Origin of the sequence: Halochromatium salexigens (assembly GCF_016653295.1) — a bacterium.
Classification (GTDB): domain Bacteria; phylum Pseudomonadota; class Gammaproteobacteria; order Chromatiales; family Chromatiaceae; genus Lamprobacter; species Lamprobacter salexigens.
The window spans coordinates 58,200-69,843 of record NZ_NHSF01000054.1; the positions used below are offsets into that span (position 1 = coordinate 58,200).

General features: G+C 56.5%; 11 protein-coding genes. 2 read left to right on the forward strand and 9 right to left on the reverse strand.

The features are described from left to right. Positions 1 to 10: 10 nt before the first annotated feature. The 4 genes from CCR82_RS08485 to CCR82_RS08500 all read right to left on the reverse strand — a co-directional run bounded on the left by CCR82_RS08485 (position 11) and on the right by CCR82_RS08500 (position 2,265). A complete protein-coding gene (locus tag CCR82_RS08485; protein WP_201245033.1) occupies positions 11 to 697 on the reverse strand; it encodes a hypothetical protein in 687 nt (228 codons plus the stop codon). Next, positions 606 to 968: a helix-turn-helix domain-containing protein gene (locus tag CCR82_RS08490; protein WP_201245035.1), complete on the reverse strand. Its 363-nt coding sequence runs from the start codon at positions 966 to 968 to the stop codon at positions 606 to 608. Before CCR82_RS08490 ends, CCR82_RS08485 begins: the two co-directional genes overlap by 92 nt. Then, the gene (locus tag CCR82_RS19335) at positions 961 to 1,332 is read right to left on the reverse strand and encodes a type II toxin-antitoxin system RelE/ParE family toxin (protein ID WP_201245041.1); all 372 of its coding nucleotides are present in this window, start codon (positions 1,330 to 1,332) and stop codon (positions 961 to 963) included. The genes CCR82_RS08490 and CCR82_RS19335 overlap by 8 nt, the downstream gene beginning before the upstream one ends. Before the next feature lie 132 nt (positions 1,333 to 1,464). Then, a complete protein-coding gene (locus CCR82_RS08500; protein WP_201245043.1) occupies positions 1,465 to 2,265 on the reverse strand; it encodes an N-acyl amino acid synthase FeeM domain-containing protein in 801 nt (266 codons plus the stop codon). Positions 2,266 to 2,944: 679 nt separating this feature from the next. Here CCR82_RS08500 and CCR82_RS08505 point away from each other — a divergent pair. Then, entirely contained in the window at positions 2,945 to 3,754 is an 810-nt protein-coding gene (locus tag CCR82_RS08505) for a PEP-CTERM sorting domain-containing protein (protein ID WP_201245044.1), read from the forward strand. 164 nt (positions 3,755 to 3,918) lie between these two features. Beyond that, complete coding sequence (locus tag CCR82_RS08510; protein ID WP_201245046.1) at positions 3,919 to 4,104, forward strand: hypothetical protein; 186 nt, start codon at positions 3,919 to 3,921, stop codon at positions 4,102 to 4,104. 97 nt (positions 4,105 to 4,201) lie between these two features. On the opposite strand, the gene CCR82_RS08515 is transcribed toward CCR82_RS08510, so the two are convergent. The 5 genes from CCR82_RS08515 to CCR82_RS08535 all read right to left on the reverse strand — a co-directional run bounded on the left by CCR82_RS08515 (position 4,202) and on the right by CCR82_RS08535 (position 11,467). Beyond that, positions 4,202 to 5,740 carry an FAD-binding oxidoreductase gene (locus CCR82_RS08515; RefSeq protein ID WP_201245049.1) on the reverse strand — a complete coding sequence of 513 codons (1,539 nt, stop codon included), beginning with the start codon at positions 5,738 to 5,740 and terminating at the stop codon, positions 4,202 to 4,204. Between the two features lie 124 nt (positions 5,741 to 5,864). Beyond that, complete coding sequence (pepA, locus tag CCR82_RS08520; protein ID WP_201245050.1) at positions 5,865 to 6,665, reverse strand: flocculation-associated PEP-CTERM protein PepA; 801 nt, start codon at positions 6,663 to 6,665, stop codon at positions 5,865 to 5,867. 121 nt (positions 6,666 to 6,786) lie between these two features. Continuing rightward, a complete protein-coding gene (locus CCR82_RS08525; RefSeq protein ID WP_201245051.1) occupies positions 6,787 to 7,701 on the reverse strand; it encodes a class I SAM-dependent methyltransferase in 915 nt (304 codons plus the stop codon). 124 nt (positions 7,702 to 7,825) lie between these two features. Next, a complete protein-coding gene (gene prsT, locus CCR82_RS08530) occupies positions 7,826 to 10,642 on the reverse strand; it encodes an XrtA/PEP-CTERM system TPR-repeat protein PrsT (protein ID WP_201245052.1) in 2,817 nt (938 codons plus the stop codon). 60 nt (positions 10,643 to 10,702) lie between these two features. Next, entirely contained in the window at positions 10,703 to 11,467 is a 765-nt protein-coding gene (locus CCR82_RS08535) for a PEP-CTERM/exosortase system-associated acyltransferase (protein ID WP_201245058.1), read from the reverse strand. Between the last annotated feature and the right edge of the window lie 177 nt (positions 11,468 to 11,644).

Sequence of the window (11,644 nt, forward strand, 5' to 3'; positions counted from 1 at the left end):
AGCCCTCGGCTCAATGATCCCGGCGCTGTTTAGCGAGCCAGGCTTCGATCGTGGCCGGATCGAGCCCCTTGAGCCGCTCCTCGGGATCGAGCCCCTTGAGTCTGTCCTCCGGTGCGTAGTGCTTGAGGATGTCTGCTGGATCGCGCCGTTTGAGCGCATCTTCGATCACGAGTTCGTGGGTCTCGCGGATGAAGTCTTCCATGGTGTAGGCCATATCGGGGATCTCCTGTTGATAGATCAGGTAGAGGTGTTCAAGCAGCGCCCAGTGTCCGCCTTGGCTCGGGCTCGGGCTCGGGCGCGGGTGGCGGGCGCGGTAGTGGATCAGCCCCTGACGCATGCGATCCTGCTCGCAGGCGAAGAGTTCCCAAGCGGTGTTGCGCGGGTACTGGGCGATGGCATTGAGCACGATCACGCGCACCCGATGTCCACCCCAGGGCAGTTCATAGACACCGTCCCAGTCGGTGCGCTGTAACGGGTGCGTGCGCACCAGATCGCGCGGAAAGCGCGTGGCCACGGCGTAGAGGCCAAAGACACTTTCCTGGTGGCGCTCGCCTTTGCGGTTGAGCCTGAGCTTGCGGTAGTTGACGTAGTGCCCGATGAGTTCATCAAGCGTCCAAGCGTTCAGCGGTTCGTGGCGGGATTTGTAGGTCAGCAGATTGTGCGGGCGCAGGTTCTCCTTGATTTTCAACAAGCTCAAGCTTGATACGTTTTCCAAGTACAGCCGCAGCACGATTTAAGGTGTCGAGACGCACTTTATCGTTATCTGGATCGAGGAGGCGGTCAAGTTGTGACCTGCTGGTTTGCATACGCTTGGCCATTTCCACTTTGTTGATGTGTAGATTTTTCATGGCTTCCTGAAGTTGCCACCCTAGAAGGCGTTTGGCTGCTATTTGCCGTGCTTCTTCAAGTTGCCCTTCGCCTTGAAGAAAATCTTCAAGGGTGGAACCTATGTTTTTATCTTCAATCATGTGTTTCACCTTTCATACGCTTAACAGCAACGCTAAGGTCTTTCTCTGGGCTTTTTTGTGTTTTCTTTATATATGCGTGAAGCAAAACTAGCCTGCCACCAGAGAGACAGAAAAGAACCCGAGCGATTTTCCCAGAAGTCAAGTTGCTGCGGACTTCCCAAAGCCCCTTGTGTGAGGATATCGGCCGGCACACAGGCATTCCGATAGGCCAGCCGTACTCTAGTGTCTGAAGATCTGCCCCTACGCGCTTCCGATCTTCCTGCTCTAATTGCTTAAGCCACTCTCTGACAGGTTCACGACCTGAGCCCGTTTTATAGAACACGACTTGGACGCGTTTCTTTTTGTCTTCCGATTTACCTGTCATATAACAAGAAGTACCATAGAAGGTACATTAAAGCAAGAAAAAAATGCAACAAAACTGTTGCAGTATCACAGAGACACTGATCGCAGCTTAGACACTGACGGCTGTGACTAAATTGCCCCCAACCCGAGGCACTCAAACAGCGCGGTTCCACGCATCCCACTGCCTGCGAAAGGTGCGGAAGGCATGTTCGTTGGTCAACAACTGACTCTCAGTCAGCAGCAGCGTTTCCATGGCCTTATCGTCGAGCCACCGCTGTTTCTCATCTAGCCCGGCGCGGATAGAATCAACAATTTGCTCTTGATCACGCTCAAAATAGAAATGATCTAGATCTTTTTTTCCGGGCCGGCCGCTATATTGAGCATGGTAGCGTTCGCGCACGGTATCGAGATTGAGCCGCATGAGGATTCCCGGAGCACCCTTGACAGGCGCGTACTGCGGCTTTTTTTTCAGCTCCTCGAACAGCAGCAGGTCTTCATAAAAAGGTGCATGTCGAGGATGTACGGTGATGATGAAGTCGGTGCCCTGCATGAAGCCTGTGGTCAACGCCAGGGCATAGCGAAACAGCTTGAGTACGGTTGTCGCGCTCGCATGCTTCCGGTCTATCGCAAGCCCGGATATCTCACAGAGGCGTCGACCCTCGATCCTGAGCCTTTGTAGTTCTTCGGTGCAAAAACCATCTGCTGGCAAGCCAGCTTCTGAATCCATGACGCAGGTCAATGTTCCAGCGAGATTGCCTTGCTTCTCGGCGAGAATGGTGTGCGTGCCTGGCAAAGTGTTCCATAGGTTGATCCGCATCTGCTCTGGCTTCAGCTCTGTATAACCACATTTGAGGTAGACTTTGTAGACAAGCCGGTAGCAGTTGGCGAGATCTTCGCGCGAGGAGGCGATGCGCGTCTGCTCTTTGCCCTTGTTGTGCGTGCGATCTTCGGGCATAGAGCCGGTTTTCGTACTGTTTTGTTGTTGCCACAACATGGAGTCGTACCAGATTGATGCGAGTGTCAAGGGTGCATGGAGCTGAAGCACGTCGACGCGCGATCAGCGCAGCAGAAGCCGGCCATGCCGGTCGCGTCAGGTGTCGAGCCGCGTTGCTTGGATGGTGGTGTACGGGATTTTACTAATAAATGCAAGAGTCTGTTGTAAAATTTTCTGACAATCTGGGCAGATGGGTATCGCTGATTTCCCTTTTTTAATAAGGTGTTACAGCGATACCAACAACGCTACAACAGTCTGCAACGTAGGGAGGGAAGGAGTCTCCGCCTCGACAGCTTTGTTGCGTTAAGTTAGGTGTCAGAAACTTTAACATACCCCTTGATGGCTGCGAGAGGCATGAAAAAACGCTTTGTTTTATATGATAAAAAAATAATGGCATACTTTGTGCTTGTTTTTAGGGTTACTGGATCGCCTGGATTTAACGATGTAGACAGCTTATGAACGAAAACATCGAATATATAAGGCATAAAAGTCAAGCGCCTTTATTGCCTTTTCAATGAAATTGTGCTTGAGGTTATCAAGATGAAAAAAAACAACTTCTTCGCTAGTCGTTACCACTACTATTGGCTTCGCTTTTGCCACTTCTGTTGCAAGCGCAGACGTGTGTAATGTGAACGATGTTATGCTTACGAGCTACAGTAAGCAGGGTAGCGGTATCAAAAACACAGTAAACCAAAGTGCTAGCAATTGTCTGGGAGCATTTGATCAAAAGAAAGATGGTAATGATGGGTTTACTGGTAACACGACACAGGGAAATATCGGTATAAAAGATACCGGCTATCTGAACAAAACAAACTATTTTGATGGATATGAGTACGGAGCCTTTGTCGGCGAGGACGATCTTCTTGATCTCAGTGGAAATGGGGAGGCGGATGACCCAGGTTGGATATTTGCCGCTAAAATCGATTTCAATGAAGATGGAACAGGCAATACAACTACAGGTAAGATCGAAAATAACGGCCAAACCTTAGAGTTCGCTGAAAGCCTTATCGAGCTGGAATTTGATTCAGGCAGCGGCATGACTTCCGGCACCTGGACCTACACCCCACCGGAGACCAACCCGCAAGGCCTCATCGACGTTCTTGGAGCCAATAAATTCTTTGATCAGGCAGCGGTCATTTTTAAATCGGCCCGTGAATATGCCATCTATAATTTTACACTCGCCGATTTAGGGCTAGACCCGGTCGTCGGAACCGAAGATACAAACTATCGCTTCAGTGGCACTTGGGATATGTCAGGTACACTAAAAACCCCAAATGGAAAAAACCCAGCGGGACTCTCAAATGTCAGCCTCTGGCTCCGTGACCCGGATTTTGTTACCACTTCTTCCCAGCCGACGCCTAACACAGTGCCGACACCTGGAACGGTGTTCCTGTTTGGGGCGGGCCTGTTTGGGCTTGGAGCCATGCGTAAGCGCACCTTGTGGGGTTAGTGTAGATTAGAAAAGACTGTTTGCGATTTTCCGTGTGGATTCAAGGTCGTGTGTCGATTGTTGTCTTCACGACCCTTTGTTTGGCATCACCCGTCAGTGCCGATTGGCAAAGAATCGATGTACCTGCTGGGTTTCGGTTCTTCGATGATCAAGGGGTCGAGAGGATGCCTGGCTGCTCGCAAGGCCCGATCATGGAGCCGGGTAGCAGTGGGAATGCCACGCTCGATCAAGAAGATGGGGTCGTTGTCAGCCCTGCCAATGGTGCCTTCTCGTTCTTCGTCGACATGGAGGGCGCGGTCAGCGGGGATCTGTTGATCTACTTCGCTGGAGGCTTACTCGGCCGATCATGACGGGTCTGGCGCTGGCGGTATTCTGGTCGATACGCGGCTGACAAACCCGTTCGCTGGGTTCGCGAAGGTCTATATTCCTTTTGCTTTCTGTACTGAGCTAGGGCAGGTTATACCGACCCGGCGCAATGATATTGTCCGGGTCGAACACCTGCTTGAGCTTCCGCACTGTCTGCCAGTAAGGGTCGTCCGCCGAGACGATCTTGTCCATCATATCGACCCGCGCGCGATACGGCGACAGCCCGCGTTCCTGGACATAAGCCAGCAGCGCATCGGCACAACGATGCGCGCGCGTTGTTTGCTCGTCCTCGCTGCGATCGAACAACAGGTTGATCACCGCGACCAGCGAGGTGGCAGTTTCGATATTGAGCGTCATGTAGAGCCGATGGCCGTGCTCCTCGGCGATGCGCTCCATGCCCGCGACGACGTCCATCACCAGCGCACCATCCAAGGGTAGGGCGGGACTGATGAACAGGACGCCACACTTCGAGCTGTCAAATTCTTCGACATCCAGGTTGGGGTGCCCGAACTGCCACATCAGATTTTGGATCGGCAGATCGGTCGGTGTTCCGAGCGCGAGCTGATGCAACGGCCGCATGGCATGGATCGCTGCCGCGTTGGCGCGGGCGATGGGCAGGAAGCGCAGTGCATGGGTGACGGCAAAGCCGACATCGAGCAAGCGGTCGGTGACCACCATCACGCGCGCGAGCTTGCCGATGCGTTGGCGGATCTCGCGCAATGCGGCGCGCACCTGGCCATGATTGCCGGTCACGGCGGCGAGCGAGGCCCACTCGTTCGGCGCGAGCAGGTTCAGCACTTGCTCGGACTCGGCCAGCGCTTGGGAAGGCGAGCGCCCGCACGCGGTCTCCAGATACTCGGCGATTCCGTAGGTCAGGGTCGAGTGGTTCCGAGCCCGGTTGCCGATATGTGTCACTGAGGTTAACAGTCCGTCGCGTTTCAGCCGGGCCAGCCGGTTGATCAACTCGCCCAAGTCTTGCGTGCGATGCAGCGACAGCGACACCGCGACCTCGCGCGGCCGGCGTGGCCGCAGTCGCAGGCAAGCGCTTGTGACGATACCGAAATTCCCTTGGAAGAACAGACCATCGAGGATCGGGCCGAGTCCGTCCGGGTGAAGATGGGCGAGGGGTGAGTCCTCGCCGAGACGCCGGAAGCCGGTCTTGAGGATCTCGCTGGTGCCGGTGACGATTTCGAGGCCGAACAGGTCTTCGCGGCGCGGGCCGAAGTAGCCGACACCGCGATCGAGGGCGCAGCCGATCAGGCTGGTCGCTCGGCCGGCGCCGGTGACATTGAAGGTCAGCTCCGGGCAGTGTTCGGCGAGGAAGTCGTGGAGTTGTCCCTGGGTGACGCCGGGCTCGATGACCGCGATGGGGTGATCGACGGAGATCGCCTCGGCATTGCGGATGCGATTCATGCCGCTGAGGTCGACGAGGGTGTTGCCCTCGGTGACCGGCGAGCGCGAGCCGTAGCCCCAGTTGTGGCCTTTAGATATTGGATAAAAAGGAGTCGTCTTGTCTTGGCCATGCTCGCGGACTAGCGCTTGGACTTCGGATGTTGAGCGAGGCGACAAGACCATCGCTAAGCGCTGGTGGAATCCGGTGACATTGCTAGATGCGCTCATTAACACACTGAATCGATCTGAAAGTTTTACCGGCGCTAAAAAAAGCTAGCGCCTAAGCGCTAGCCTTTTAGTTTTCGTCAATTCCGGCTTATCGAAGAGCCGTTGCGATGACGATCTAGGCTGATTAGCTAGCCCGGCGGCGACGCGAAGCCGTCCAGCCTAACGCGATCAGTCCCAACCCGATGAGTGCCATGGATGTGGGCTCAGGGACAGGGGTAGAGGCAAAGCGCACTTCCGTTGTTCCATTGAGTGTGCCGGCGGTAAAATCATCGTTAAGAGCTGGAAGTACGGTACTGGCGCTCTGGAATGCAAGATTGAAAAATGGATCGGGCGCTGTGAAGAAAGTGCCCAAATTCACTAAACTGAAATCAGTATCTACGGCAGAGAAGGACTGATTTGCTTGGTTGGTTATTCCGCCACCGAAGTAATTCGTGGCGCTACCAATTAAGGTGTTAGTTCCCGAATTGGTCGTGACCGTAGGCGTTCCGCCTCCGTTTGTCGCTTCAACGAAGTCTCGGTCTACACCTGAGCCAGCATACATGCTATACGAGACTGAATCGATAGTGTAGGAAGGTGCAATTCCACCACCGGCGCCGCCCGATGCCTCGTACTCGAATTCAAACCAGAGGTGATAGTCACCGGTGAAATTTACGCTACTGGCGTCGAGCCCTCCCGTGAATTGCTCCGCACTGTTCAGATTGATGGTTTTAACTTGGAACCACCCAGTGGCATCAAAGCTAGCAAAGGCGTCGGTCGACGTGAATCCGGTCGAAAATGTTCCAACGAGTTCATCGCCGGAAAAAGTGTCATCCGTCCCACCGAAATTGACAGGATTGAATTCAAAGACATTGGCCTGGGCCAAGGGAGCAGCACTCCCAAGGATGAGTGCCATGGATGTGCCTAGAAATGCGTTTTTCGTGATCATCGGAAACTCCAGAAGTGTTGATGATGAGGTGCCTGAGGTGACGCTCGTAGTCACGGTAGCGTTCCGTTATCAGTGATGCAAACCCCTTGCCAAACGTCATTAATTTTCTTAACTTATTGTATTAGAAGTTTTTCTTTGCTTTCTTGTGTTTCTCGTGCTGTTGTTGGGAGGCGTCTGTGTAAGGTTTTTTGACGGTCCGAGGGGCTGGTGGTGTCTCCGGTTTGCTAGGTGCTGGGTGTCGCTGCTGAGGGGGGATGTCCGGCGTTGAGAGACCGCCGAGCGAGAAAAACCGCTTCAAGTCTAGAAAGTCCTGTTGCTGTGGCGGTTGCAACGAGGCATGAATCGCCTTGCAGTGCGCTAGCACGGTGTCTGTAAGACGATGCGGTTGGCCTTTGCTGACGACGACCATGAAGGGCACCAGCCCGGTCGCCTGAAACCGCACACCTGCGCCGAAGACCTGCATCGCCTGCTTGAAGTCCTGCGCCGTGAACGCTGCCCGAAGCGAGTTGAGATAATCGGTTGTAAAGAGTTCCGATTGTTGTTCGGCATGTTGCTCGGCGAAGAAGCGCCGGCTTGCTTCGCGCTTGAGGCGGCTGAAGTCGGCAAGATACACGGCACCGTCGGGCTTGAGAACCCGTGCGGCCTCTTGGAAGCTGGCGGTAAGGGTTTTCTCGTCAGGTAAATGATGCAAGGACATCGTCGACATCACAAGGTCAACCGATTGATCAGCAAAGGGTTTCAAATCCTGGATGTAGCAAGATTCAAAGCGCACGTTATCTAGCGCAAAGCGTTTTACCGTGTCGGCGGCGAACCCTAGCATGCTCTCCGAGGCATCGATGCCGATAAACTCAGCCTCCGGGTTCACCCGCGCGACCTGAGCAAGCTGGTTTGCTGGACCGCAAGCGAGATCAAGCACCACGTCGCCTGGCTTGATCAGACGACTTAGCTGGAGCGTATGGAAGAGATAGGTCGGCGCAATGACGCCGTCTTCACGTCCCGCGACCATGAATGCCTCGGCTTGGCTGGCGTCGGCCATGACCAAATCTGGCTCGGGTATGCGCTGATCCCGCCGCACAGCGAGCAACTCTAGGATTAGGTGCTTGAACAGCCCGACTTGAGGTGCTGACATGTTATTGATTCTCTTCGTTGAGTCTTCTGTGCTATCGCTGTTCCAGCAGTTGTGCGGCCTCTTTTGCCTCCTCGCTGCTAGGGTAGTCCGCAATCAGTGTTTCCAACTGGTCGCGCGCCTCTGCCCCGCGCCCAGCGGCAAGCAGAGCCTTGGCCAGATTGAGCTGAATCGACGGCACTTCCGGATTCAGGTCAACCGCTTGTTCAAAGCTGCTGACGGCAGCGGCATAATCGCCTTGCTCCATCTCGATGCTGCCCTTAGTATCGAGAATTGTACCGGCGTTCGGGGCCAGCTCGACAGCCCGGTTGGCAAGACGCAGCGCCTCGTCAGTGTCCCGCTGACGGAGTAGCCAGGCGAGATTATTTAGCGCGATCAGGTTATCCGGGCTGCTCTCGAGTAAGTGCTGGTAAGCAGCGATGGCCTCGCCCTCGCGTTCCATCGCGAGCAGTTGATTCGCGAGCAGTAAGCGCACCCCTTGATCCTGCGGGTGCTCGTCGAGCCACTTGGAAAGTGTCTCCACCGAAGCCGCTGCGTCGCCTGATTCGTACTGCGCTTGGGCGAGGGCGCCGATGAGGTAACGATCCTCCGGGGCCTGCTCGACCGCGCGCTGAAAGGCATCTAGCGCGTCTTCGATGCGGCCTTGGTTGTAGGCAATGGCTCCGACACGGCCTAGGACCTGTGGGTTATCCGGGTGCGTTTCCTGCGCCGGGGCAAGCATCTCGGCGGCTTGTTCAAGCTGGCCGTCCTGCGTCAGCAATTCGACCAGGATCAGCCGCGCTTCGAGATGGTCGGGGCGCAGCGTCAACCCCTGCTCCAAAGCAGCCCGACCCTCGTCTCGTCGCCCGAGTTCGACCAAGATGCGGCCAAGCAGGAGCGACACATCGGCGGAATCCGGTTGCTGCTCCTGAAGACGTTGTAGGATCTCGACGGTTGCTTCCCGGTCGCCACTATTCAACAGCGCCAGCGTCATGAGCCGCAGCCAGTCCACCGAGTCGCCATGGGTCTCTTCGCCCTCGCGCAGCACGGCAACGGCCTCTTCTGGGCGATTGGTTTGTAGATAGATTTCGGCCAAGCCACGCCGGGGTTGCAGGGCTTGCGGATGAGCCGCGACGGCCTGCTTGAGCAGGTCTTCGGCCTGCTCGGTATCCTCGTTCGCCATGCTGAGTCGGGCGAGATTGGAGAGCAAGCCAAGGTGCTCGGGATAATCTTCCAGGTACTGGGCTGCCAGCTCACGCGCTTCATCGACACGTCCATCCCGGGCGAGGAGGCCGGTCAAGTTGCTCGCAAGATCGGCTTTTGCGTCGGGGACTGTTTCCAGTCCTTCGCGAAACACGGTTTCGGCCTGCTCGGTATCGCCTTGAGCGATGTAAGCGAGCCCCTTGAGATTGTAATAGAGGGCGGGAGGGACATCGTCGCGCTGATCGAGTCGCTCGATCAAGGTGAGCGCCTGCTCGTACTCATTGGCACGCAGCCGTTCCATGATCATGGCGATTTCCAGGCGGGCATTACCACCTTCGGGGGCTAGCTCAAGCGCGCGTTCCAATTCGCTGAAGCCTTCCTCGCGCTGACCTTCCTGCATCAACGCCAATCCAAGCTGCGCGCGTGTGGCGGCCGAATCGGGCTCCATCGCGATCACCTTGCGCAGATGATGCAGAGCCTCATCGGCGCGCCCTTGCGCAAGATAGAGGTTGCTCATCATCGCCAGCGCCGCGCGATCCTCGGGATCGGTCTCCAGCACTGCATTCAGCGCCCGCTCGGCGCGCTCGCTGTCACCATCGCGCAGACGCGTCAGGGCCAACAGGCGGTTGGCTTCCGGCGAACTGGGGAATTCGCGAGTGTAGCGGTTCAGATAGCTCTCGGCCTGTTGCCAATTCTCCAGCGCATACTGGGTCGCGCCTAGGTAGAACACCGCCGGCATGTAGTTGGGCTCACGCGACAAGGCCTCTTCAAGCGCCGTGCGCGCGCTTTCGTAGTCTTGCTGATAGAACGCGATCATGCCGCCGACATAGCTGACCGCTGGATTCTCGCCAGAGCGTTGACGCAATGCTTGCCAGTCTTGCTCGGCGCCTTCGTAATCTTGCTGAAAGATCCGGGTCAGGGCGCGTTTGAAGCGTGGCGTGAAGGGCTGGTTGGTGGTGTCCACGGCCTTGCCGTAGGCTGCCTCGGCGTCTTCGAGCTGGCCGGCGTCGCGCTCCAGATCACCGAGCAGTTCCCAGGCGCGGTTGGATTCTGGATCGTGATCGAGGGCGGCTTGCAGGTAGCCGCGCGAGGCTTCTCGATCGTCTTCCAGCAGTTCAACCCAGGCCATGCCGAGCAGTGCCTCGGCGTTGGCTGGCTCGAGTTCGAGTGCTTCCTCGAACGTCGAGCGGGCCTCTTCAGTCCGTCCCTGTGTCAGCAGGGCCTGACCGCGCAGGGTCAGCACCTCGGGCTGTTGCGCGCTATCCGCTAACTCCTCGGGCGCGGTGGCGTCGATGACAAGATCGGTCTTGTCCTGCATCAGCCATGCGCGCAGGAGCGGCAGACGTAATTGCTCAGGGTCGGCGCCGAGTTCCTGGGCGCGGACCAGCTCGGCCTCGGCCTCGACGGCGTTGCCGGCGGCGAGACTGTATTCACCGAGCAGGCGACGCGCCTCGGCCTGCGACGGATCTTGCTGCAGGGCGTTCTTGATCTCGATGATGGCCGTTCGGACATCGCCCTCGGCATAAGCCTGTTGTGCTTGAGCGACATGCTCCTCGGCTGAGAAGGATGTCTGCCCGCAGGCGGTGACGAAGAGAAAAGCAGCAAACAGCGACTGACGCTGATTGGCGGTGAGGCAATGATAGATGTTCGTCAGGCTTGCTTTGCGCATGGTGCTGATCCTATACATACCGATGAAAACCGCTGAATGTGATGACCGGCCGGCGTTGGGTTAAACGTCAGTCGGCGAGGGCGTTGTTGGGACCGTCAGTTGGCTGCTAACCATCGATAATAGGGCCTTGACCTCGGGTTTCATGTGCTGGAGGAGGCTGTCGCTGGTGATAAAGAAGGGGCCGCGTTGGCCATGATAATCGACGATATCACCCGCTTGGACGAAGTGGATGCCAAAATATCTCATGTGCCGAGCGAGCCTGGGCTCCATCATCACCACCACCATCTTCATGCCTCGTTTTAGGCTGATGGTCGCGGAAGCCAAGTACAGGCCGAGGGCGATGTGCGGGAAGACGCGGCGCTCGGAGGGCGTCAAGGATACAGCTTCCTCACTGACACCATGTGCGGTCTTCGCTTCACCCGGGCGCCGGCGGAAGCGCCCGACGATGGCGAGACGTGATAATTCTCCAAAGGTGCTGCGATCGAGTTTGCTGAAGTCGATGATCGTATTGTCCAGGCTGTCGCGACAGTGGCGCTCCAAGGGTAATTGCGGCTCGTTACTACTGGATTTATTCAGCACCAGGCGCACGCAACCGGCAAACTCGCCCGAGGGACGGTGCCGCAACAGGCAATGCACCGAATGGGCATCGAATTCATCGAGTTCCCGGCCATCGGGGAAGTCCGCTTCGTTCTCGAAGTGGAGTTCGTGGCAGTAGACCTGGTACCGAATCCGATAGACCACATCGCGCAGCGCATCGGTGTTGGCGGGAACGAGTTCGAAGAACTGATTGAAGGCGTCAGCAAGGGAGGGGGCTGTGTCAGTCATCACTAATGTCTCGTCCGCCATGCGGGCATTGTTGATCGGTAGGATGGCCTGCCGCTGGATGATTCGGAGAGCGCGGAATCCCTATTGGCATTTCCCCGATGCTTACCACATACTCGCACCAAGGTCCATTGAGCAGCAGGTGTCAGCATTTTTTACGCCTCTGCCCCGCCTGTTGTT